The following is a 23,683-nucleotide window of genomic DNA, read 5'->3' on the forward strand; positions in this document are numbered from 1 at the left end:
CCTTTCTTTCTGCGAGTGGGGGCTACGGGTGCGGGATGAACAGGTAGGCCAAGTAGGCCAGGGTGGCGGCCGTGAGCACCAGGGAGGTGACGAACAGGCCTGCCAGCAGCCGCCGTCCGTGTCCGACCGGTGGGGTCACCTTCGTCATGCCGGGGTGTACCTCTTCTCCGGTTCGGCGCCGGGTGCGCGCAGCGGGGCGGTCTTCAGGCCCGAGGCGGCCAGCAGCCACAGCACCGGTTCCGCTGCCCGGCGTTGCTCGCTCTCCAGCGGTCCGGTGCCGGTGGCGGCCCGGGCGCTCACCGCCCAGTAGCGGGCCTCCTTGAAGTCGTGCCCGAGGGCCCGGACCAGTCCGCCGAGCCCGATCCCCGCCAGCCAGGAGTCGACCCGCGCTCCCGGGACGGGCAGCGTGACCAGCTGGTCCAGGACGTCCCGCTTGGTGACGACGGTGGCCACGGACAGCCGCTTGCGCCGGCCGGTCAGCGCGTTGAGCTCGCCGGTCAGCCGCTGGTACGTCTCCCACGGGCCCTGCGGGGAGGGACGCGCCGCCCCGGCCCGCTCGGTGTCCTCGGCGCCGAGCCGGCCGCGCACCTTGGGGTCGGCCAGCACATCGGCGACCAGGACCACGCCGTCCGTGTGCTTCAAGTACTGCTGGGCGCGCATCCGTTCGGCGTCGCTCACCGACTCGCCCATCGGGTCGTAGAGATACAGCAGCCGGCGCCGACGCCCCCGGGCCACCGTCAGCATCAGGGCGCGCGGCTGGCCGCCGGTCGTCGCATGGGCCCAACCGGTGCTGTTCAGCTCCTGGTTGAGGTCGTTGAAGGTGTGGCGGTCGTCGTCGGAGGCGTACTCGACGCGCAGGTCGCCGTGCCGGGCCCAGGCGTGCAGGCCCTCGACCATGGCCGCCATCAGCATCGTCTTGCCCGAGGAGGTGCCGCCGACCAGCGGGGCGTGCACGACCCGGGTGGAGCCGGCCGTCTCGGGCAGCACCCGGTCGCAGTGCGGGCACAGGGCGGTGAGTCCGCCGCGCCCGGCGAGCCGGGTCGTGGGCAGCCGCTGTCCGCACGCGCAGTGGTGCCACAGCACGCCGTAGCGCCCCGGCCGCAGCGAGCTGTGCGAGGCGCGGCAGCCGGGGCAGCGGTGCACGGCCAGCGGCACCGGCAAGTAGCAGCCGGGATAGGGGCACTTGACGCGGATGCCCCGGGCCAGCGCCCGGCCGTACTCCACCCCGCGCAGCACCGGCACCGCCACCGCGCAGCCCAGCCACACCAGGCCGACCAGCAGCGCGAAGAACAGCAGCGACACACCGAGCAGCACGGTGGCGAGGGCCGCGCCGAGCAGGGCGCCGAGGAAGACGCCGGGCCCCAGGAGGACGGCGTAACCGAAACGGTTGATTGGCGCCCGGCCGCGCAGGCCCGACGGGTGCCGTCCCCGGAACAGGTTGCGGGCGTTCCGATGCAGCCACGGATCGGCGAACGCGGCCCATACGACCCGTATCCCGTAGCCGCCGGCCGATGCGGCGTCGACCCACAACTGCCGCCAGTAGTAGCTGAGATGGGATGGTTCGGCGCCCGGTGCGAGGCGCGGGACCCGCTGGTCGGCGCGGCCCGGCTGCCAGGGGCCGAGGCCCCGCCAGACGGCCCGGGCGCCGATCCACAGGAACACCCACAGCAGTCGGCCGAGACAGAGTCCGGCCGCGATGATCCCGGTCCAGACGGCCAGGAGCAGCACCGGCGACAGAGCGGTCATCGGCGGCCTCCCCCGCTCGGCGGTTCCAGGTCCCCCGACCACACACCGGGCTGGTCGGGGCGCCGTCCACGACCGGACAGCCGTCCCGCGAGACGCCCCAGGGCGCCGGGGCGGTTCCAGGCGCGGTACGCGTCGAGCTTGCCGCCGCCCGCGCGGCCGAGCGCCGCCTCGACCTCGGTCAGGTCCTCGGCGGGCAGTACCCGCACGATCGGCCGCAGCACCTTCGTCAGCAGCGCCGTCCGGGTCTCGTCCCAGGCCGGATGGGTCCCGGGGAACGCGCTCCAGTCGCAGAACCGGGCGGCGACATACGCCGGCGCCGTCCGCAGCCGGTCGCCCACCCGGTCCGAACGGCCCGCCCGCTCGTACGCCGCGAGCAGCCCAGGTTCACCCGAACGGGCCAGCGCGTACAGCTCGTTCTCCGGTACGACCCCGTCGAGGAGCCGCCGCGCGAGGACCCGGAAGGCACGGTCCACGACCGGGTCCGGCACCGGTTCTGCGGCGCCGTCGCGCAGGTTCAGCACCCGCCGGACCCACTCCTCGCCCTCACCCTCGGTGCCCAGCAGCCCGCTGAACTCCAGGAGGAGCAGCGCCGCCCGCTGCCCCGGCCGCAGTTCGGTGTTGAAGCAGCGCAGCAGGTCGACCGCGAGGGCCGGTACGTCACGGTCGTCCCGGGGAGCGGCGAGGGCGGCCTCGATCAGCAGGTCCCGGGTGCCTGCCGCGCGGTGGGTGTCGGACCCCAGCTCGTTCAGCAGCAGACTCGCCTCCTGGCCGGTGGGCAGTTCGCCGGGCCAGGTGAGCTGCAGGGCGGTGCGCAGGACCGTCGGGTCGGCGTGCGGCGAGACGCCGGCGGTGCGGACCACCTCGTGGAACCGCGCGAGCCGGTCGCCCGACCGGGCGGGCGTGACGCACATCCGCAGATGCGGGAAACCGGGGTGCATGGCGACCGGCAGCCCGGAACCTGTCAACACCCTTGCCACGGCGGTCGGTTCGGCCACGGCGAGTGCGTTGAGCGACCCGAACAGCGCCACCCGCAGCCCGGGGTGCGCGTGCACCGCGTCGAGCAGCGCGGGCGGACAGCCCATGGCGGGACGGTCGCCGCCCGGCCGCGGCGCGGCGGGCTCCGGCCGGCCGGGCACGCGGGGGCTGTACGGCGGTGGGGCGGGCAGCGGATCGCCGCCCGCGCGGGGCTGTTGGTCCGGCCCCGGCCGCCCCGGCGCACGCAGGTTCCGCGACCGGTTCCCGTCGCCGTCCGCCGCAGCCGGGTCCGCCGGTTCGCTCACCAGCTCCCGGGCCAACCGCCCGGCCAGGTCCGGAAGTTGGTCCTGGCAGTCGATGTCGAGCAGGTCGGCGACCCGCAGCAGGGCCAACGGCCGTCCGGCGGGCGGCTCCTGCGGGTCCGCGAGCCCGGCCCGCAGCGTGGGCGCGAGATCGCGGGCCAGCTCGTCGTGCGCCCGGGGCGTCAGCGACCCGGCCCGCAGCGCCGGCACCGGTCCCCGGCCGAGCACCGCCGACGCCAGCACCCGCGCGGCCAGCGGTGCCGACACCACGGTCGGCACCTGCCCGTCGAGCCGGGCCAACAGGGCTGCCAGCGCCGCCTGTTCGGCCTCGTCCGCCACCGCGCCCGGGGCGGGCAGCGGGCCGCCGCACAACCCGGCGACCAGCGCCGTCAACGTCTCGTCCGACAGCGCGCCCGCGCGTTCGGCCGCCCAACGGGCCGCTGTCGCACGGGCGTCGGCGCGCAGTTCGATGCCCGCCGTCAGCGCGGTCACCGCCAACCGCCCCAGATCCTCGGGGTCGTTGTGGAAGAGTTCGGTGCGGCCCGCGCGCCAGATCCGGGCGCACACGTCGGCCCAGGTGTCCGCGACCGGCCCGGACGGCTGCTGTCCGGTGCAGTCGTGCACCCGGTAGCGGTGGTCGTGGGCCACCGACTCGGAGGACGGCAGCGCGCCCACGATCTGCTGGCGGGCCTGCTGGGGACGGCGGGTGTACGTCGTGAAGGTGAGCCGGTGCGCCTGCTCCCGGGGCAGGACCGCGCAGGCGAGCGCGATCCACTGCGCCACGTCGCCGCTGTCGTGCTCCACCACCACGAGCTGCCCGGCACCCGGGTCCGCCGCGACCGCGCGCAGATCGGCGAAGAACGGCGCGAGCCAGCCCGCCCGGGACACCGCGAACGCGACCAGCGCCTCCTTGCGGAGCACCCCGGACGGCTCGATACGGTCCACCGGCACGGGTCTGCCGTCCGGGGGAGTCGCGTCCGCCCAACGCGGCGACTCCCACGCGGTGATGGGCAGGGCGCCGTCCGGCAGCCGGGTGCCGGACGGCAGATGGACGGCGTGTGCGTGGAAGTTGCCCCACCGCCCGCTGTAGTCGGCGCCGATGTACACGGTCCGGCTCAACAGCCTTCCGCCGTCGGAGAGTTCGCTGAAACTGAAGGCCTTCGGGAAGCCCTTGAGCTGTTCGGCGTCGGGGCGGGCCGGGCAGTCGCGCGGCGGCTCGTACCCGATGAGCTGCTCGGCCTCCCGCAACAGCCCCTGCGGAACTCCCGCGCTGACCGCGGTGAAGCGGAAGCCGGAGCCGTCGGGGCCCGGCGGCGCCGAGGTGTAGTGCAGCTGGGCCAGGGTCACTTGGCTCGCCCCTTCGCGGTGGTACGGACCGGCAGCACCCCGCGCAGCGCCAGCAGCCACAGCAGCGGATCCTCCACGCGCACCGGCTGCGGCCCCGACTTCGGTACGTCGGCGGGCGCGTCGGCGGGCGGCGGCGCACCCAGCGCCGAGAGCCCGAACATCGACAACTGCGCGAAGTCCAGCTCCAGTTGCCGCATCAGGGCGCCCGAGTCCCAGTCCGCCATCAGGGACCGGATCTCCTCGTGCACGGTGAGCCGGTCGTCCTCGTCGAACGTGCCCTCGGGATGCGGAGCGTTGCGCAGCACCGGCGAGTGCGGGTCGAGCAGTGGCTTCAGCATGTCCGTCTTCGTCACCGCGACCGCGATCGGCGTGGTCACCCGGCCGCGCGCGCCGCCCTTGCCGTGGGCGCGCAGCTGGGCCGCCAGGTCGGCGGCGATCTGCTGCGGCGGTGTCTCCACCGTGGGCAGCGGCGGGCCGTCCTGGAGCGGCAACCGGTCCCGTACGGAGCCGAGTTGCAGCGGGTCGACGAGCAGGACGATGCCGTCGGCCGCGCTGAGGTAGCGGGTGTAGCGGTCCATCGCCTCGGCGCCCGCGAGGTCCTCGCCCGCCGCGTCGAAGAAGACGAGGGTGGTGTGCCGGGTGCCGTTGCCGAGTCTGCTGCGGCGCGGCACGCTGAGCCGGTACAGGAGCGGGTCGTTGAAGCCGAGCGCGGCCGGGCGGGTCGCGTCGGGCAGCCGCAGCCGCTCGTACAGGTCCTCCGCCATCTCCCGGTCCCGCTGCTGCGTGGATTGCCCCATCGCCGCCAGCGAGGCGTGATAGGCCTGCCCCACTCGCTGGTTCAACTCGTTGACCAGCACGGACACATAGGTGCTCTTGCCGGAGGCCTTCGCACCGACCAGCGCGATGATGCGGCTGTCCTGGTCGCAGTAGTCGCTGGGCAGGTCGCTGTGGCAGGACGCGCAGACGCGGACCGTGGTGGTCACCCCGCAGTCCGGGCAGGGGACGCTGCTGCCGGAGCCGGACCGCAGCCCGGACGCCAGCGAGGCCATCCCGCGCACCGGGGCGAACACCGGCCCCCGCAGCAGGGCCGCGGGATTGACCCCGGGGCCCACGAACCCGGCCCAGACGTCGTCCCGTTCGGGCCCGCAGGGTGAGCCCCCGCGGACCCCGTTCGGGGTCATCAGGCACCGGTAGGGCAGTTTGGCCGCCGAGGTGCGGGCGAAGCAGTAGGGGCAGATGACGGTCGTCATGGCTCAGCGCACCACCAGGGTCGCGGGGGACGGTTCTTCGAGTCGTACCGAGGCCGCGTGCTCGCCCAGCAGAAAGCCGCGCAGCGTGTACGGCGCCGGGCAGGGCGTGGCGGGCAACTCCCGCTCCACCGTGCCCAGCCGGAGCAGGTCGGTGCCGGGAATCCGCACCAGGGTCGTGCCGTCGGCCGCGTTCCGGGGCCGGAGCGTGCCGCTGCGCGCGACGCACACGAACTCGGGGGCCTCGTGGTGCTCACCGCCGTCGGGCGCCGACAGGGTGACCCGCAGCAGGGGGCGGCCCCGGCCGAGCAACCGGCGGGGCGGGCGCACCAGTTGATAGCCGACGGCGGTGTCCGGCGGCAGCAGTACTTCGGCCGCGTCCGGCGCCACGACGACCGCTCCGGGCGCCTGCGGCACGGCGGCGGCCCGGATCCGAACCGCCCCCGGGCCCACGGACAGCCTCAGCCCACCACGCCGGTAGGCGTGCGCGGTGACACTCCGCTCGCCGGTGTCCCAACTCACCCGGAGATGACCGGTGCCGTCGGGCCAGTCCACGGTGACCTCCGCCTCCCCGCCCGGCAGCCGCCGGGCGTCGAGCCCGGTCACCGGGCGGAGCACCTCGACCCCGACCGCGGGACCGGCGAGCGCGCGCTCCCCGAGTACGGCGACGGCGGCGACCCGCGGATACCGGCCGGGCGGTGGACACAGCGCCCCGTCCCGCTCGGGCCAGCCGAGCCCGGCCGGAAGGTCCCGGGTGTCCAGCTCGGTGCCGGGGGCCGGGACCTCGCCCGGCCACTCCACCAGGCGGACGTCCGCGTTCCCGGCGCCGGTCCAGGCGAACCGTACGGCGTCGCCCTCGGCTTGGGCGGTGAGGGTGCGGACGGGGGCGGGCCAGGGGTGGACGGTGCGGGTGGCGCGGACGCCGGGGGAGGTGACCGGCGCTCCGCCGGGGGTCCGGTAGTGGCAGACGACGCGGAGGGTGTGGGTGCCGGCCGGCAGGCCCTTCGCGGTGAACCCGTCCCGGCGGGCGCCCAGTTGCTCGACGGTGCCGTCCGGCCCGGTGCGCTCGACCGTGACGTCGGCCGCGCCGGGCGGTCTCTTCCAGGTGCCCTCGATGCGCTCCGGGCTGTCCGTCAGGGTGAGTTCGCCGACCTCCGGGGCGAGCAGGACCTGGTGCGACACGAGCGGCGGGCCGTCCACGAGTCCGCCGGACAGTGGGAGGGCGGCGTAGCGGACCGTGCTCCCGAGCACGAGGGCGTCGTCGTGCGCGGAGACCTCGCGCACGGTCGGCGCGCCCTGTTCGTCGCGGTGCAGACACACCAGCCGCCAGCCGTCGTCCGCATCCGACTCGTCCCAGGTCAACCGCACATGATCCAGGCCGAGTTCGGCAGCCATCGCCGCCCGCTCGCCACGCCGGGGCCGGCCCACCCGCACCAGTCCGCGCAACGCCCGCCGGTCGTCGGCGACTTCACGCAGCGCCCGCAGATACTCCGCACTCGCGGCTTCCGAGTCCCGCGCCTCCTCGGCCTGCCGCGCCGCGAGCAGCGCCCCGTCGACCACCGCGAACCGTGCGGCCAACTCGGTGCGCAGCGACAGTAGAGCCGGGTCGTCGGTACCCGTCGGCAGCCGTTCCAGCAGGGTGCGGACCCGGTGCAGCCGGTGCCGGTCCCGGGCTCCGGCGAGGGATTCGGCGGCCTGCCGTTCACGCTTGTCGAGGCGGGGCCGCAGCCGGGCCGCCGCCACCAGCCCGGCGACCTCGTCGGCACGCAGCCCCAACTGGGCCGCCGCGTGCGGGCGTTCCTTCACGGGCCGATCCTGCAGCAGCCCGATCAGCTGGTACAGCACGACCCGGCGCAGCGCCTGCGGATCCCGCCGGTGCACCTCGGCCAGCAGCTGGGCGAGTCCGGCCCCGGGCGTGGGGGCGCGGGCGAGGTCCTCCAGGAACGGGACGTCCACCCGACGGCGACCGCGGCCGCCGGAGGGCACGTACAGACCGTCGAGGACGCCCAAGCCCCCGGCGCCCGCCGGGATCAGGGCCTCGCCCAAGTGCCGTAGGCCCGCCGCGTGTTGGGCGGCCACGAGCTCGCCGTAGGACGCGACGAGCGGACTCAGCGGCAGCCCGGACAGCGCCCGGGGCAGCCCCAAGTGATACCCGAAGTCCCGACCCGTCACGTGTACTGCTCCCCCGCTAGCTCCGCGAGGAACCATCCCAGCAGATCCGGGGCCCCAGGGGGACCCTTTTTCGCGAATCCGGGCAGGTCGGACCGTGGAGGCGCTAGGCGCCGACCGCCGCGAGCCGTGGGGCCAGGGCCGCGTCGTAGCGATTCAGCAGCAGTCGCGCCACCTCCGGGGCCGGGCCCAGGACATCGGCCAGGACGTCCGCTTCCGCCGCGCCCCGCGCGATGCGGTCGGGGAGGAAGCCGGGCGCCAGGACGTAGGGCGCGACCGCGACGCGTTCGCAGCCCAGGGCCCGCAGTTCACGGACCGCGTCCTCGGTGCGGGGGAGGGCCGCCGAGGCGAACGCGGGGCGTACCGCGCGCCAGCCGGTGTCCCGCCACTCGCGCGCGATGTCCGCGATCACCGCGATCGCCTCCGGGTCGGTCGACCCCGCCGAGGCCAGCACGATCCCGGTCGAGGACTTGTCGGCGGGCCTCAACCCGGCCTCGTGGAGCCGTCGTTCGAGGGCGGACAGGAGCAGCGGCGACGGCCCCAGCACCTCCGCCTGGCGGATCCGGAGCCGTGGCGGCGCGCCCGCGAGGACCGCGGGGATGTCCGCCTTCGCGTGGAACGCGCGGGTGAGCAGGAGGGGGAGCGCCACGACGTCCTGGACGCCCTCCGCCGCCAGCGACTCCAACACCCCCTGCACGGAAGGGATGTTGAAGTCCAGGAAGCCGACCTCCACGCGCAGCCCGGGCCGCCGCGACCGTACCCGCCGGACGAGGGCGTGGACGGTCGCGGCGTGCCGCGGGTCGCGGCTGCCGTGGGCGATGACGAGGAGGACCGGCCTCTGGTGCACGGGAATCAGCTCAGCTCTTCACCAGCAGACCGCGGCTGCGCAGCACCCACCGCTCCAGCGGGCTGAAGATCAGCAGGTCGATGGCGATACCGACGAACAGGATCAGGATGATGGCCTCGAAGACCATCGCCATGTCGCTGTTGGTACGGCCGTTCTCCAGCAGCTGGCCGAGACCCACGCCCAGGTCCGGGAACTGGGCGATGATCTCGGCCGCCATCAGCGAGCGCCAGGAGAACGCCCAGCCCTGCTTCAGGCCCGCCACATAGCCGGGGAGCGCGGCGGGCAGTGTGACGTGCCAGATGCCCTTGACGCCGGTCGCGCCCATCGTGCGGCCCGCGCGCAGGAACAGCGGTGGCACCTGGTCGACGCCGGACACCAGGCCGTTGGCGATGGAGGGGACCGCGCCGAGCAGGATGACCGCGTACATCATCGAGTTGTTCAGGCCCAGCCAGATCACGGCCGGCGGCACCCACGCCACCGACGGCAGCGACTGGAGGCCGGACAGGATCGGACCGATCGCCGCGCGGACGAACTTCACCCGCGCGACCACCAGTCCCAGCGGGGTGCCGATGAGCAGCGCGAAGAAGAAGCCCAGCAGACCGCGCGAGACGCTGGTCCAGATGTAGCCGAGGAGGTCGCCCTGCAGCCAGGCGTTCTTGAACTCGGTGCCGACGGCGCCCGGTGAGGGCAGCTTGCTCGGGTCGTCGACGATCGGGGTCAGGATCAGCCAGACGACCATGACCACCGCGAGGGCGACGATCGGCGGGAAGATCTTGTTGACGAAGGTCTGCCGGAAGGTCGGACGGCCGGTGACCGTGGTCTCCAGGGCGTCGAGGCCGGCCTCGACGCTCCCGGCGTCCTTGACCGTCGTCGTCTCAGTGCTGGCCATGACGGCGGATCTCCCCACGCAGTACATCGGTGATCTCAAGGGACAGTTCGGCCACGGGCGCGTCCTCGATGCGGCGCGGCTGCGGGATGTCGACCGTCCACTCGCGGGCGATCCGGCCGGGCCGCGAGGACAGCAGGATCACCCGCTGGGCCAGCCGTACCGCCTCGCGCACGTTGTGCGTGACGAACAGGACCGAGAGCCCCGTCTCGCCCCAGATACGCGTCAGTTCGTCGTGCAGGACGTCCCGCGTGATGGCGTCCAGGGCCGCGAACGGCTCGTCCATCAGCAGGATGCGGCTCTCCTGGGCGAGCGCGCGGGCCATGGCGACGCGCTGTCGCATACCGCCGGACAGTTCGTGCACCCGCTTGCCGTACGCGCCCGGCAGCCGGACCAGTTCGAGCAGTTCCTCGGTCCGGCCGCGTCGCTCGTCCTTCGGAACTCCCCTGAGTTTCAGGGCGAGTTCGATGTTCTTGCCCGCGGTGAGCCAGGGGAACAGGGCGTGCTCCTGGAACATCAGGGCGGGGCGGCCGTCCGTGGTGATGGACCCGGTGGTGGGCCTGTCGAGGCCCGCCACCAGGTTCAGCAGGGTGGACTTGCCGCAGCCCGAGGCCCCCAGGAGGGTGACGAACTCGCCGGGCGCGACATCGATGGTGATGTCGTCCAGGACGAGCTGCTGACCGCCCGGCGTCGCGAAGGACTTCGAGACGTGCTCAAGGCGTGCCGCGTGCTCGACCGACGCAATGGTCTCCTTGGCGAGGGTCGTGGCCATGGTCGTCACCTCCTGGGAAGTCATCGGGATCCCTCGATCAGTTCGTGCCGAGACCGGCGGCGTCGACCGTGCTCTCACCGTCGGCCTTGAGGACCTTGTTGAGGAGCGTGAGGTCGTAGATGCCGCTCAGGTCGGGCTTCTCCAGCAGGCCGGCCTTCACTGCGTGCGCCGCCTCGGTGTTGAGGGTCGAGGCCAGCGGGTCGTTGGTGAACTGGATCGAACTCCACGCCGGGTCCAGGACGTTGGCGGGCAGCGCCTTGCCGGAGTCGGCCTCCAGCTGCTTGTTCGCCGCGGCCTTCGCCTCGGTCGGGTTGGCGTTGATCCACTTGTTGGCCGCGACCGAGCCCTTCAGCACCGCCTCGACGACCTTCGGGTGCGCCTTCAGGAACTTCTGCGACACGATGATGTTCGTGATCACGAACTTCTTGTCGGGCCACAGCGTCGACTCGTCGAGCAGTACCTTGCCGCCCTCGGCGACCAGCTTCGACGCGGTCGGCTCCGGCACCCAGGCGCCGTCGATCGAACCGGCCTTGAAGGCGTCCGGCGTGATCTTGTTGTCGGTGCGGACGACGGTGACGTCACCCTTGCCGCTCTGCGCGTCGACCTTCCAGCCCTGGTCCGCGATCCAGTTGAGGAACGCCACGTCCTGCGTGTTGCCCAGCTGAGGCGTCGCGATCTTCTTGCCCTTGACGTCCTTCAGGGACTTGATCTTCTTCGGGTTGACGACGAGCTTCACGCCGCCCGAGGCCGAACCGCCGATGATCTTCAGGCTCTTGCCGTCGGACTTGGTGTAGCCGTTGATCGCCGGGGAGGGGCCGATCCAGCCTATGTCGATGGAGCCCGAGTTGAGCGCCTCGATCTCGGACGGTCCGGCGTTGAAGGTCGCGTACTCGGCCTTGGTGGCGCCCAGTTCCTTCTGGAAGAGGCCCTGTTCACGGCCGACCAGCGCGGTCGAGTGGGTGAGGTTGCCGAAGTAGCCGATCTTCACGGAGGCGAGACCGTCGATCTCCGAGGACCCGGCGGCGACCTTCTCCTTGGAGTTGGTGCTCTTGGACTCCGACCCGTAACCGCACGCGGCGAGGGCGAGCAGAGGGAGCGCGGCGACCACGGCTGTGCCGCGGCGCAGAAGAGTTGAGCGGTTGGCAGGCACGGGAGGTGTTCCTCTCGTTGGCCCGGCTGGTCACGGTCTCTCAGGTCGTGGCCGGGAGGTCGGCAGGTTTTCGTCGTCGCTTCCGGGACGGCGGGTGGGGGGACGGGGCGCGCAGGCGGTGCGCGTACGTCAACCCGCACATCGCGCGACTCCGCCCTGCCCGCTGCCGAGGGCGCCGCTGCCGACCCGGCCGCCCTCCTTCGCGAACGTGGAGTAGATGTCCCGGGACGTCATGTCAGAAGTCCCAACCGTCGTCGTCGGTACCGTCCTTGACGGGCTCCGGCGCCGCGAACGACTCGCCGATCATGCCGGCGGTGAGCGTGGTGCCGTCCGCCGGGTCGATCAGGATGAACGAGCCCGTACGGCGCGAGTCCGCGTACGAGTCCACCGGCAGCGGTTCCGCGGTGCGGATCTTCACGCGGCCGATGTCGTTGGCGACGAGCTGTCCCGGGTGCGGGTGCAGGGACAGGTCGTCGAGTGTGAGGCGGGACGGGATGTCCTTCACGATCGCCTTGACCGTGCGGGTGCCGTGCTTGAGGAGGACCCGGTGGCCCACGGTCAGCGGCTGGTCGGCGACATGGCAGACGGTCGCCTCGATGTCCTGCGTGGTCGCCGGGGCGTCCTTGCTGGGCACGATGAGATCGCCGCGCGAGATGTCGATGTCGTCCTCCAGCAGGAGGGTCACCGACTGCGTGGTCCAGGCGGCCCGGACCGGCTTGCCGAGCAGGTCGATACCGGAGATCTTCGTGGCCCGCCCGGACGGCAGCACCGTCACGGACTCGCCGACCCGGAACGTACCGGCCGCGATCTGACCCGCGTACCCCCGGTAGTCCGGGAGGTCGGCGCTCTGCGGCCGGATCACGTACTGCACGGGCAGCCGCGCGTGGCAGTGGCTCAGATCGTGGGCGACCGGCACCGACTCCAGGTGCTCCAGGAAGGTCGGCCCGCCGTACCAGTCCATGTTCGCGGACGGGTCCACCACGTTGTCCCCGGCCAGCGCCGAGATCGGGATCGCGGTGATCTCCGGGACACCCAGCTCGCTCGCGTACGCCGTGAACTCCTCGGCGATCGCGGCGAACACGGACTCCTTGTACTCGACGAGGTCCATCTTGTTGACCGCCAGCACCACGTGCGGCACCCGCAGCAGCGCGGCGATCGCCGCGTGCCGCCGGGTCTGCTCGACGACACCGTTGCGGGCGTCGACGAGGACCACCGTCAGCTCGGCGGTGGAGGCACCCGTCACCATGTTGCGGGTGTACTGCACATGGCCCGGAGTGTCGGCGAGGATGAACCGGCGCTTGGGCGTGGCGAAGTAGCGGTACGCCACGTCGATGGTGATGCCCTGTTCCCGTTCGGCGCGCAGGCCGTCGGTGAGCAGCGCGAGGTCGGGTGCGTCCTGGCCGCGGTCGGCCGACACCCGCTGTACGGCTTCGAGTTGATCGGTCAGGACCGACTTGGAGTCGTGCAACAGCCGTCCTACGAGCGTGGACTTGCCGTCGTCGACGGAGCCCGCCGTGGCGAACCGCAGCAGCGTGGTGGCCGAGAGTTCCTCGGTCGTGATGGTGCTCATGGTTAGAAGTACCCCTCGCGCTTGCGGTCTTCCATCGCGGCCTCGGACAGCTTGTCGTCGGCACGCGTGGCGCCCCGCTCGGTCAGCCGGGAGGCGGCGATCTCGGTGATGACCTGCTCCAGCGTCACCGCGTCGGAGTCGACCGCACCGGTGCACGACATGTCACCGACGGTCCGGTACCGGATGAGCCGCTTCTCCACGGTCTCGTCCGCCTTGGGCCCGCCCCACTCGCCGGCGGTCAGCCACATACCGCCACGTGCGAACACCTCACGCTCGTGCGCGAAGTAGATGTCGGGCAGCTCGATGCCCTCGCGGGCGATGTACTGCCAGACGTCCAGCTCGGTCCAGTTGGAGAGCGGGAAGACGCGGACGTGCTCGCCGGGCGCGTGCCGCCCGTTGTAGAGGTTCCACAGCTCGGGCCGCTGCCGGCGCGGGTCCCACTGCGAGAACTCGTCCCGGAGGCTGAACACCCGCTCCTTGGCCCGGGCCTTCTCCTCGTCGCGACGGCCGCCACCGAAGACCGCGTCGAACTTCTCGGCCTGGATCTTCTCGGTGAGCGGCAGGGTCTGGAGCGGGTTGCGGGTTCCGTCGGGCCGTTCGCGCAGCACACCGCGGTCGATGTAGTCCTGTACGGAGGCCACATGGAGGCGCAGCCCGTGCTTCTCGACCGTGCGGTCCCGGTACTCCAGGACCTCGGGGAAGTTGTGTCCGGTGTCCACGTGCAGCAGCGAGAAGGGAACGGGCGCGGGAGCGAACGCCTTCAGCGCCAGGTGCAGCATGACGATGGAGTCCTTGCCGCCGGAGAAGAGGATCACCGGCCGCTCGAACTCACCCGCCACCTCACGGAAGATGTGCACCGCCTCGGACTCGAGGGCGTCCAGGTGCGAGAGGGCGTACGGCGTGTCCGTACCCTCGTCGGTCTTGGCGACGGTCGCCGTCATGCCAGTCCCCTCTCGGTGAGCAGCGCGTGGAGTGCCGCTGCCGACTCCTGCACGGTCTGGTGCTGCGACTCGATCCGCAGGTCCGGCGACTCGGGCTCCTCGTACGGGTCGTCGACCCCGGTGAGCCCGGTGAGTTCACCGGCGGCCTGCTTGGCGTAGAGACCCTTCACATCGCGTACGGAGCACACGTCGACCGGGGTCGCCACATGCACCTCGATGTAGGCGGCGCCGCTCTCCTGGTGCCGCTTGCGGACGGCCTCGCGGCTGTCGCTGTACGGCGCGATGACCGGGACGAGCGCCTTGACGCCGTTGCGGGCGAGCAGTTCGGCGAGGAAGCCGATGCGCTGCACGTTGGTGTGCCGGTCCTCGCGGCTGAAGCCGAGGCCCGCCGAGATGAACTCGCGGATCTCGTCGCCGTCGAGCACCTCGACGAGGTGGCCCTCCTCGCGCAGCCGGCCTGCCAGCTCGTACGCGATGGTGGTCTTGCCGGCACTCGGCAGACCCGTGAGCCAGACGGTGGCTCCGGTCGTCACGTGCAACTCCTTCTGGGTGATGGTCATTCGTGCAGCCCGCACTCGGTCTTCCCGCGCCCCGCCCAGCGGCCGGCGCGCGCGTCCTCGCCCGCGAGGACCCGGCGGGTGCAGGGCGCGCAGCCGACGGACGCGTAGCCGTCCATCAGCAACGGGTTGGTGAGGACGCCGTGTTCGGCGACGTAGGCGTCCACGTCGTCCTGGGTCCAGCGGGCGATGGGGGAGATCTTGACCTTCTGGCGCTTCTCGTCCCAGCCGACGACCGGGGTGTTCGCCCGGGTCGGGGACTCGTCGCGGCGCAGCCCGGTCGCCCAGGCCGCGTACTTGGTCAGGCCCTGCTCCAGCGGCTGGACCTTGCGCAGCTTGCAGCACAGGTCCGGGTCGCGGTCGTGCAGTCGGGGGCCGTACTCGGCGTCCTGCTCGGCGACCGTCTGACGCGGGGTGAGCGTGATGACGTTGACGTCCATCACGGCCTCGACCGCGTCGCGGGTGCCGATGGTCTCCGGGAAGTGGTACCCGGTGTCGAGGAACACCACGTCGACGCCGGGCATGGCGCGGGAGGCGAGGTGGGCGACCACCGCGTCCTCCATCGAGGAGGTCACACAGAACTGCTTGCCGAAGGTCTTCACCGCCCACTGGAGGATCTCCAGGGCGGAGGCGTCCTCCAGGTCGCGGCCCGCCTGCTCGGCGAGGGCCTTCAAGTCGTCGGTGGGGCGCGCTTTCTGAGTCGTCGTCATATCTGTTCTCCCCCTGCGTCGGTCTGCTGGAGACCCCGGGCGAGGAGCCCGAGGAACTTCAGCTGAAAGGCCCGATTGCATGCCGCGCATTCCCATGCGCCGTGGCCCTGCTCGCTCGGACGCAGGTCCTCGTCGCCGCAGTAGGGGCAGTAGAAGGGGGCCGCCCGCTCACTCATGAGAGGGCCTCCTCGCTGGCGCGCGTGGCCCAGGTGGCGAAGCGCTCGCCGTCCTCGCGCTCCTGCTGGAACCGGGTGAGGACCCGCTCGACGTAGTCGGGGAGTTCCTCCGAAGTGACCTTCAGGCCACGGACCTTGCGGCCGAAGCCGGCCTCCAGACCGAGGGCGCCGCCGAGGTGCACCTGGAAACCCTCGACCTGCTCGCCCTGGTCGTTGAGGACCAACTGGCCCTTGAGACCGATGTCCGCGACCTGGATACGGGCGCAGGCGTTCGGGCAGCCGTTGATGTTGATGGTGATCGGCTCGTCGAACTCCGGGATGCGGCGCTCCAGTTCGTCGATGAGCGTGATGCCGCGCTGCTTGGTCTCGACGATCGCGAGCTTGCAGTACTCGATGCCGGTGCAGGCCATGGTCCCGCGCCGGAAGGGAGACGGCTTCGCGGTCAGGCCCAGTGCCTCCAGGCCCTCCACCAGCGAATCGATCCGGCTCTCCTCGACGTCGAGCACGATCATCTTCTGCTCGACGGTCGTACGCAGCCGGCCCGAGCCGTGCGCCTGGGCCAGTTCGGCGATCTTGGTGAGCGTGGTGCCGTCGACGCGGCCGACGCGCGGGGCGAAACCGACGTAGAACAGGCCGTCGTTCTGGCGGTGGACGCCGACGTGGTCGCGCCAGCGCTGGACCGGCTGCGCGGGGGCGGGACCGTCGACCAGCTTGCGCTTGAGGTACTCGTCCTCCAGGACCTGGCGGAACTTCTCCTGGCCCCAGTCGGCGACGAGGAACTTCAGGCGGGCGCGGGTGCGCAGCCGCCGGTAGCCGTAGTCGCGGAAGATGCCGATCACGCCGGCCCACACGTCCGGGACCTCGTCCAGCGGGACCCAGGCGCCGAGCCGGACGCCGATCTTCGGGTTGGTGGACAGGCCGCCGCCGACCCACAGGTCGAAACCGGGGCCGTGCTCGGGGTGGTTGACGCCGACGAACGCGATGTCGTTGATCTCGTGGGCGACGTCGAGCAGCGGGGAGCCGGAGATCGCCGTCTTGAACTTGCGCGGCAGGTTGGAGAATTCCTTGTTGCCGATGTAGAGGCGATGGATCTCGTCGATCGCCGACGTGCCGTCGACGATCTCGTCCTCGGCGATACCGGCGACGGGCGAGCCGAGGATGGTGCGGGGAGTGTCGCCGCAGGCCTCGGTGGTGGAGAGACCGACCGCCTCCAGGCGGTTCCAGATCTCGGGCACGTCCTCGATGCGGATCCAGTGGTACTGCACGTTCTGCCGGTCGGTGAGGTCGGCCGTGCCGCGCGCGAACTCCTGCGAGATCTCGCCGATCACCCGCAGCTGGTCCGTGGTGAGCCGGCCGCCGTCGATACGGACGCGCAGCATGAAGTACTTGTCGTCGAGCTCCTCCGGCTCCAGGATCGCGGTCTTGCCGCCGTCGATCCCGGGCTTGCGCTGGGTGTACAGCCCCCACCAGCGCATACGGCCGCGCAGGTCGTTCGGGTCGATCGAGTCGAACCCGCGCTTGGAGTAGATCGTCTCAATGCGTGTCCGTACATTGAGACCGTCGTCGTCCTTCTTGAACTGCTCGTTGCCGTTGAGCGGAGTGAAGTGTCCGGCGGCCCACTGACCCTCACCGCGGTGACGGCTCACCTTGCGGCGGGGCGCTGCGGCTGCAGGGTTCTCAGGGGTGGCGGCCATGGTTCTACGTCCTCCGGGACAGGCGGGTGATCGGCTCTGACCTGCGCGTACGGGCGCATGCGGGCATACGTGCGCGTCTTTGCGCAGGATGGGGCAGATACGGGAATTCCGGGGGGTTGCGGCTCGGCTAGCCCGCCGGACAGATGGCGCTGGACATGCGGCCGAGGTCGACGTGCCGCCGACTCACCAAGGCAATCCCAGTTCCAGACATGACGGAAGCGTGTCACGGCGATCTGGACACAGTCCAGCTTCGTCCGCCATGCGGACACCCTGGTCCCGGTATGTGAGACGAGGGTGTGATCAGTCACATGACGTGCGCGCGGTCTTGTCGGCGCAGGTCAGACCGGGTAGGCCCCGGGCCAGGGGCCCGGCGTGGTCACCAGCGTCACTTCCTCGACCTGCGTGTCGAAGAGCCTGAAGCCCCGGCGCTGGTAGTTGTCCATCGCGTGCACCCCGTCCAGGCTGCAGGTATGCACCCACACCCGACTGGTCGGCGCCCGCCCCGGCCAGCGGTCCGCGAGGTCCCAGGCGCGGGCGGTGCCGTAGGAGAGGAGGTGGCCGCCGAGGCGCCGGCCGCGGAAGGCGGGGATCAGTCCGAAGTACACGATCTCGACGACGCCGTCGTCCTGTGCGTCCAGTTCCATGTACCCGGCGGGGGTGCCCCGGTCGTACACGACCCAGGTCTCCATGCCCGGCCGGTCCAGGTACTTCTGCCACTGTGCGAACGTCCAGCCGAGCCGGTCGATCCAGAGGATGTCCCCGCCCACGGACGTGTACAGAAAGCGGCTGAACTCGGCGGAGGGCGCCTCGGCGCGGACGATCCGCACGTCTCCGTCCGGCGTGATGGCCGGGAGGAGGTCGCGCGGATCGGTCTGCTCCAGGGACCAGGTGGTCACGGGGGTGTTCGTCATGCCCGTCAGGGAATCATCCGGCCGGGTGATCTGTCGATCAGTGGATCAATCGAGCGAGCGGTCGATCGAGGTCAGCGGCAGTGCGAACAGCATCCGGCCGGACACCGACCAGACCTCGCCCGTTTCCTGCCAGTAGGAGAGGGAGTCGGTCTGCGCGCTCCAGCACTGATGCGTCTCGTCGGCCCCGCACTCGGTGGCCCACGCGTCCTTCGCGTCCTGCCGCCACAGCGAGCCGTGCCCGCTCTGCTCCCCGGCCGCGCCGCCCAGATACCAGGCGGACCCGTACGAGAGCACGCCCTCGACGCCGGTGATCTTCGTCGCGTACGCCTCCTCGGGCACCGCGCGCCCCGCCGAGTCGGTGGCGAGCAGCCCCGGCCGCGCCGGGTCCAGGCTGAAGGGATAGCGCCACAGCCGCTTTCCGCCGCTCGCGACCAGACTGTCCGGCACCGTGCTGCGGTCGAGTGAGAGTCCGACGGGTCCGGTGGCGGAGCTGTCACCGGTCAGCCGGTACGACCCGACCGCGGGCAGCACATACCGGTACCCGGCGGCCGACCAGCCCTCGCGCACCCGGCCGACCGCGGAGGCCGTCACCGTGGCGCGCTGGATGCGGTTCATGTCGTACACGTACAAGGCGGCGCGGTTCCCGCTGCTGGTGGTGACCAGGAGCTTGTCCTGGTACCAGACCATGCCGGAGACCTTGGAGACGAGCCCGCGGTAGTCGCGCCCGCCGTCGGTCGGTACGGCGAGGAGAGCCCAGGTGTAGGTGAGATTGGTGGGGTCGCCTGCGTTCACGAAGGCGACCTTGGCCAGGCCGCGGCTGTTGGCGGTCCAGCCGGAGAGGATCACGCGGTTCGAGCCCCACCAGCCGTCCTCGTCGGCGTCGCCCGAGGTGGTCACCGAGCGCGGGGTCCACGCCGGGTCGGCCGCGTCGCCGCTGTCCCAGCAGTACGCGCGGGTCGCCGCGGGTTCGACGGGCAGCGCCGCCTTCTCGTCCGTCGTGCAGTCGGCGGCGTCGCGCAGGGTGTGGTCGGCGCTCTTCAACACGCTGTCGACGCCCACCGGACGCCCCATCGCGGTGGCGAGCCGGTCCAGTGACCGCTGCGGCTCAAGATTCTCCCGCAGATCCAACTTCCCCAGCTCGGAAGCCGAGGTGAGCGGCTTCAGCGCCCCGGGATCGGAACTCACCGTCGCCTGCGAGGCACTGATCATCGTCGCGGCAGCGGTGAGGCCGAGCGCGGCCCCGGCCAGCGCCGCTCGCAGCGCCCTGCCCCGCTTGCGCCGGCGATGTCGCCCACGTGCACCCATAAGTGTCCTCCCGGAGCGAGCCAACTGCGCCTGGTGATCCGTGCGTTGACCAGGGAGCAGGTGGGGTGGCCCGTAGAGGGATGCTACGGCAGTCAAGGCCGCCCCATGGGCAAGACCCCGCAATTATGCGGAAGATGCCGTCCGGTGTGTCTTTTGCGCCACCTGTCCGCTACGGCGCCGGGACCGGCCTCCGCCCCCTGGCGACCGCCGGTGCAGTCGAGTAGGGCAGCAACTCGCGCGGGTCGTCCGGGAGCAGCACCTCGACCTCCGCGTCCTCGCAGAAGCGGTAGGGCCGGTGCTCCAGGAAGGCCCCGAGATAGCGCCGTACCCGCGACATCTCGGCGCGCACCGTCACCGTGCGGCCGGGGTCGCCGAACATGTCCTCGGCCAGGCCCGCCGCGCTGCGGCCGGTGCGGTGCAGAGCCAGGAGATAGAGCAACTCGGCGTGCCGGGGACTCAGTTCGTGGGTCCAGGAGCCGGCACAGCCGGACACCGTCACCGACCAGCGGCGCGGCAGCGCGAGGTCGAGGACGATCCGGGTGGCGGCACGCGGCCCCGGTTCGTCGGCGACGCGGACCAACCAGCCCCCGGCCAGCGGCTCCAGTGAGCACAGCCCGAGCGAGGGCAGCCAACGACGGCCTGCCGAGGGCGATTTGGGCAACGCGATCCGCTTCACATACGGGATTCCGGTGACCGCGGCGGTCCAGCCGTCCCGGTCCACCACCAGGGCCTGGCCGCCGAGCCGGGGCAGGATCGGCGCCGCCACCGCGCGCAGCCGCTCCAGTGAGGTCATGTGCAGCTCGCGCAGCCGTGCCTCGGCGAGTTTGGCCACCGAGTCGACCCAGGCGAGGGTCGCCGGATGCAGGGTCTTCAGCGGACCGCTGACATCGACGACACCGATCAGCCGGCCGTCCCTGGGGTCGGTGATCGGGGCGCCCGCGCAGGTGAACGCGGCCAGCGCGCGCGAGAGATGCTCGGCGGCGAAGACCTGCACCGGCCGCCGTACGACCGCCGGGGTGCCCACACCGTTCGGGCCGATGACGTCCTCGCGGCAGTCGGTGCCGATCTCGATGCCGACCTCGTCGGCCTTGCGCAGCACGGCCGCGCTGCCCTCGCGCCACAGCGCCCGGCCTTCGTCGTCCGCGATCAGCACGATGTGGTGGGCGGCGTCCGCGACCGACACCAGGCCCTCCCGCAGCACCGGCAGGACGTGCCGCAACGGGCTGGCGCCGCGCCGCCGTTCGACCTCCTCGCGGGAGAGCAGTCCGGTGCGCAGATCGTGGTCGGGGTGGGTCCCGCCGCGTAGTGCGCGCTCCCAGGACTCCTCGATCACCGGGCGCGGCGCGGTGCGGGCGCGCTGTCCGGAGAGCGTGGTGTGCCGGGCGTCGCTGAGCATCCGTGCCGTCCGCGCCGCGTCGACGGTGGCGTGCTGCGTCGGGGCGGCCGGCGGGTTCACCATGGGTCCTTCTCTCCGGTCCCGTATCGACTGTTGTTCTTATAGTGCCGCCCCGCGGTGACGGAGGGAGACACTCCGGACACAGTGGCCGCCGAGTTGCAACCCTCTGCAACCCTGGTGAACGGCCGTACCGTGTCTGAAACTTGTCCCACGCTGCGAGGGTGGTGCCGTGTCGGCGCAGCACCACCCTCGCGTTGTGCCGCTGCGGCTCAGGCCGTCGGCCGGGCGCGTTCCACGATCGACGCCAGGTCCAGGCTCGGCGGCAGGGTGCCGAAGGTGGCACCCCAGTCCCCGCCCAGCCGGGACGCGCAGAACGCGTCGGCGACCTCCGGCGGCGCGTGCTGGACGAGCAGCGCCCCCTGGAGTACGAGGGCCATCCGCTCGACCACGCGCCGGGCGCGGCCCTCGATGCCGTCCAGGTCGGCGAACTCGGTCAGCAGGTTCTTCGTCGCCCCGTCCAGCCGGTGATCCGCGCCGCGCACCTTGCCGACCTCGACCAGGAAGGCGTTCAGCGCCCGGGGCTCCCGCTGCAACGCCCGCAGTACGTCCAGGGCCTGGATGTTCCCGGCGCCCTCCCAGACCGAGTTGAGCGGTGACTCCCGTACCAGGCGCGGCAGTCCGGACTCCTCCACGTATCCGTTGCCGCCCAGGCACTCCGCCGCCTCGACCGCGACCGTCGAACAGCGCTTGGTCACCCAGTACTTGGCGGCCGGCACCGCCAACCGCAGGAACGCCAGCTCCTGTTCACCGCCGTCGTCGTAGGCCGCCGCGAGTCTCAGTCCGAGCGTGGTGGCGGCCTCCGACTCCAGGGCGAGGTCGGCCAGGACGTTGCGCATCAGCGGCTTGTCGAGGAGCCTGCCGCCGAACGCCTCGCGGTACGTGGCGTGGTGGACGGCCTGCGCGACGGCCTGCCGCATCAGACCGGCCGAGCCGAGCACACAGTCGAGCCGGGTCGCCGCGACCATCCCGATGATGGTCCGCACCCCGGCCCCCTCGTCCCCGACCCGGCGCGCCCAGGTCCCGTCGAACTCGACCTCGGCGGAGGCGTTCGACCGGTTGCCCAGTTTGTCCTTGAGACGCTGGAGCAGGAACACGTTGCGGGTGCCGTCCGCCAGCACTCGCGGGACGAGGAAGCAGGTGAGCCCGCCGGGCGCCTGCGCCAGCACGAGGAAACCGTCGGACATGGGCGCCGAGCAGAACCACTTGTGGCCGGTCAGCTCGTACGTCCCGTCCTCGGCGAGCGGTCGCGCCGCCGTCGTGTTGGCGCGGACGTCGCTGCCGCCCTGCTTCTCCGTCATGCCCATCCCGAAGACCGCCCCGGCCTTCAGGTGGGCGGGCCGCAGCTCACGGTCGTAGACCATGGACGTCAGCCGGGGCTCCCACTCGGCGGCGAGCGCGGGGTCGGCGCGCAGGGCGGGTACCACCGCGTGGGTCATCGACAGCGGGCAGCCGTTGCCGGCCTCGACCTGCGTCCAGACCAGGAAACCGGCGGCCCGCCTGACATGCCCGGCAGGGCGGCGCCAGGCATTGGTCAGCCCCGCCGCCACGCCCTTGCCGAGCAGCCGGTGCCAGGCCGGATGGAACTCGACCTCGTCGATCCGGTTGCCGAAACGGTCGTGGGTGCGCAGGCCCGGGGGGTTGTCGTTGGCCTGCGCACCCCACTCCTGCACCTGGGCCGAGCCGGCGGCCCGGCCCAGGGCGGAGAGGTCGTTCCGCACCTCGGTGAGCAGCTCGGGCGGCGTGTGCCGCTCGACCGCCGAGGTCAGGACGCGGTCGGCGGCGAAGACGTCGTAGCCGGTCAGCGGGGGAGGCTGGTTCGTCACGGTGTGGGTGCTGCGTGCCATGGCTGGAACCTACCCGGGCGGGCGGCGGTGGTCCGGATCTTCGCCCCGAAACAGCCACCGCCGCCGTCAGGCCGACCGGGACATGGCCGCCAGTATTTCGGTCCCGGCCGCCGCCTCCTCCTCCAGCCAGCCCGTGCGGTACACGGTGTCCAGATAGCGTTCGCCCAGGTCAGGGGCGATCGCCACCGCGGTCGGGCCGTGCCGTCGGTCCGGCCGGCCGTTGCGGGCGAGCCACTGTCCTGCCCCGCTGACGACCGTGCCGGTGGACCCGCCGAACAGGAAGCCCCGCGCGGCCAGTCGGCGGCAGGTCTGCACGGTGTCCGTCTCCTCGACATGGATCACGTCGTCGACGTACGACCCGTCGAGGAAGGGCGACCCCACGCTGGTGCCGAGCCCCGGGATCATCCGGGGTCCCGCCTCCCCGCCGAAGGTGACCGAGCCGACGGCGTCCACCGCGACGATCCGCACCCGGCGCCGCCACTGCCAGAACCAGCGCGCGCAGCCCATCAGGGTCCCGGTGGTGCCGGCCCCCACGAACAGCACGTCGAGCTGCGGGAACCGGCGGGCGATGGCGGGTGCCGTGGTGCGGTAGTGGGCCCGCCAGTTCCCTTGGTTGGTGTACTGGTTGAGCCACACATACCGCTCGTCCGACGCGCACAGTGCGCGCACGTACGCGATCCGGGCGCCCAGGAAACCGCCGTGCCCGTCCGGCTGCTCGACGATGTGGACCCGGCTGCCCAGCGTCTCCATCAGCCGCACCGTGGGCAGGTTGCACCGTCTGTCGGTCACACAGAGGAAGCCGTAGCCGCGGCTCGCCGCGATCACGCTCAGGGCCACCCCCAGGTTCCCGGACGACGACTCGACCAGCACCGAGCCGGGCCGCAGGACGCCGTCCCGCTCGGCGGCGTCCACCATCTCGGTGGCGGCCTTCAGCTTGATCGAGCCGGCGAAGTTGAACCCCTCGCATTTCAGATAGAGCGGCAGCCCCAGCGAGGCCCGCAGATCGACGTAGAGCTCGTCCTCGTTGAACTCCGAGGGATCGGAGATCACAGCCATGTATTTTCCCCCTAGTGGTGCG

At 72.0% G+C, this 23,683-nt stretch carries 21 protein-coding genes; all 21 read right to left on the reverse strand.

The annotated features are described in order from the left end of the window. Window positions 1–22 precede the first annotated feature (22 nt). On the reverse strand, window positions 23–148 hold the full coding sequence (locus AB0I51_RS13435; protein ID WP_362974468.1) for a hypothetical protein: 126 nt from the start codon (window positions 146–148) through the stop codon (window positions 23–25). Then, window positions 145–1,746: a hypothetical protein gene (locus AB0I51_RS13440; RefSeq protein WP_362974470.1), complete on the reverse strand. Its 1,602-nt coding sequence runs from the start codon at window positions 1,744–1,746 to the stop codon at window positions 145–147. Before AB0I51_RS13440 ends, AB0I51_RS13435 begins: the two co-directional genes overlap by 4 nt. Then, window positions 1,743–4,370: a GTPase-associated protein 1-related protein gene (locus AB0I51_RS13445; RefSeq protein ID WP_362974472.1), complete on the reverse strand. Its 2,628-nt coding sequence runs from the start codon at window positions 4,368–4,370 to the stop codon at window positions 1,743–1,745. Before AB0I51_RS13445 ends, AB0I51_RS13440 begins: the two co-directional genes overlap by 4 nt. Further along, a complete protein-coding gene (locus AB0I51_RS13450) occupies window positions 4,367–5,620 on the reverse strand; it encodes a hypothetical protein (RefSeq protein WP_362974474.1) in 1,254 nt (417 codons plus the stop codon). The genes AB0I51_RS13445 and AB0I51_RS13450 overlap by 4 nt, the downstream gene beginning before the upstream one ends. A gap of 3 nt (window positions 5,621–5,623) precedes the next feature. After that, window positions 5,624–7,789 (reverse strand): hypothetical protein, encoded by a 2,166-nt coding sequence (locus AB0I51_RS13455; protein ID WP_362974476.1) that lies wholly within the window; start codon window positions 7,787–7,789, stop codon window positions 5,624–5,626. Window positions 7,790–7,892: 103 nt separating this feature from the next. Beyond that, complete coding sequence (locus tag AB0I51_RS13460) at window positions 7,893–8,633, reverse strand: sirohydrochlorin chelatase (protein ID WP_362974478.1); 741 nt, start codon at window positions 8,631–8,633, stop codon at window positions 7,893–7,895. A 10-nt stretch (window positions 8,634–8,643) separates the two neighbouring features. After that, entirely contained in the window at window positions 8,644–9,522 is an 879-nt protein-coding gene (locus tag AB0I51_RS13465; protein ID WP_362974480.1) for an ABC transporter permease, read from the reverse strand. Further along, entirely contained in the window at window positions 9,509–10,315 is an 807-nt protein-coding gene (locus AB0I51_RS13470; protein WP_362974482.1) for an ABC transporter ATP-binding protein, read from the reverse strand. Before AB0I51_RS13470 ends, AB0I51_RS13465 begins: the two co-directional genes overlap by 14 nt. Before the next feature lie 13 nt (window positions 10,316–10,328). Beyond that, a complete protein-coding gene (locus AB0I51_RS13475) occupies window positions 10,329–11,441 on the reverse strand; it encodes an aliphatic sulfonate ABC transporter substrate-binding protein (RefSeq protein WP_362974484.1) in 1,113 nt (370 codons plus the stop codon). 235 nt (window positions 11,442–11,676) lie between these two features. Further along, on the reverse strand, window positions 11,677–13,011 hold the full coding sequence (locus AB0I51_RS13480; protein ID WP_362974486.1) for a GTP-binding protein: 1,335 nt from the start codon (window positions 13,009–13,011) through the stop codon (window positions 11,677–11,679). 2 nt (window positions 13,012–13,013) lie between these two features. Beyond that, window positions 13,014–13,952: a sulfate adenylyltransferase subunit CysD gene (gene cysD, locus AB0I51_RS13485; protein ID WP_362974488.1), complete on the reverse strand. Its 939-nt coding sequence runs from the start codon at window positions 13,950–13,952 to the stop codon at window positions 13,014–13,016. Next, window positions 13,949–14,512: an adenylyl-sulfate kinase gene (cysC, locus tag AB0I51_RS13490; RefSeq protein ID WP_362974490.1), complete on the reverse strand. Its 564-nt coding sequence runs from the start codon at window positions 14,510–14,512 to the stop codon at window positions 13,949–13,951. Before cysC ends, cysD begins: the two co-directional genes overlap by 4 nt. After that, entirely contained in the window at window positions 14,509–15,219 is a 711-nt protein-coding gene (locus AB0I51_RS13495) for a phosphoadenylyl-sulfate reductase (RefSeq protein WP_362974492.1), read from the reverse strand. Before AB0I51_RS13495 ends, cysC begins: the two co-directional genes overlap by 4 nt. Beyond that, complete coding sequence (locus AB0I51_RS13500; protein ID WP_266886620.1) at window positions 15,216–15,395, reverse strand: hypothetical protein; 180 nt, start codon at window positions 15,393–15,395, stop codon at window positions 15,216–15,218. Before AB0I51_RS13500 ends, AB0I51_RS13495 begins: the two co-directional genes overlap by 4 nt. After that, the gene (locus tag AB0I51_RS13505) at window positions 15,392–17,089 is read right to left on the reverse strand and encodes a nitrite/sulfite reductase (protein ID WP_362974496.1); all 1,698 of its coding nucleotides are present in this window, start codon (window positions 17,087–17,089) and stop codon (window positions 15,392–15,394) included. Before AB0I51_RS13505 ends, AB0I51_RS13500 begins: the two co-directional genes overlap by 4 nt. A gap of 127 nt (window positions 17,090–17,216) precedes the next feature. Then, complete coding sequence (locus AB0I51_RS13510) at window positions 17,217–17,300, reverse strand: putative leader peptide (RefSeq protein ID WP_309500612.1); 84 nt, start codon at window positions 17,298–17,300, stop codon at window positions 17,217–17,219. Between the two features lie 127 nt (window positions 17,301–17,427). Beyond that, entirely contained in the window at window positions 17,428–18,000 is a 573-nt protein-coding gene (locus AB0I51_RS13515) for a GNAT family N-acetyltransferase (protein WP_362974498.1), read from the reverse strand. Window positions 18,001–18,045: 45 nt separating this feature from the next. Next, window positions 18,046–19,305: a hypothetical protein gene (locus AB0I51_RS13520; RefSeq protein WP_362974500.1), complete on the reverse strand. Its 1,260-nt coding sequence runs from the start codon at window positions 19,303–19,305 to the stop codon at window positions 18,046–18,048. Between the two features lie 169 nt (window positions 19,306–19,474). Further along, window positions 19,475–20,764: a GAF domain-containing protein gene (locus AB0I51_RS13525; RefSeq protein ID WP_362974502.1), complete on the reverse strand. Its 1,290-nt coding sequence runs from the start codon at window positions 20,762–20,764 to the stop codon at window positions 19,475–19,477. A gap of 206 nt (window positions 20,765–20,970) precedes the next feature. Then, the gene (locus AB0I51_RS13530; protein ID WP_362974504.1) at window positions 20,971–22,605 is read right to left on the reverse strand and encodes an acyl-CoA dehydrogenase family protein; all 1,635 of its coding nucleotides are present in this window, start codon (window positions 22,603–22,605) and stop codon (window positions 20,971–20,973) included. A gap of 66 nt (window positions 22,606–22,671) precedes the next feature. Continuing rightward, on the reverse strand, window positions 22,672–23,661 hold the full coding sequence (sbnA, locus tag AB0I51_RS13535) for a 2,3-diaminopropionate biosynthesis protein SbnA (RefSeq protein WP_362974506.1): 990 nt from the start codon (window positions 23,659–23,661) through the stop codon (window positions 22,672–22,674). Window positions 23,662–23,683: the final 22 nt, after the last annotated feature.

Source organism: Streptomyces sp. NPDC050549 (assembly GCF_040655035.1).
GTDB lineage: Bacteria > Actinomycetota > Actinomycetes > Streptomycetales > Streptomycetaceae > Streptomyces.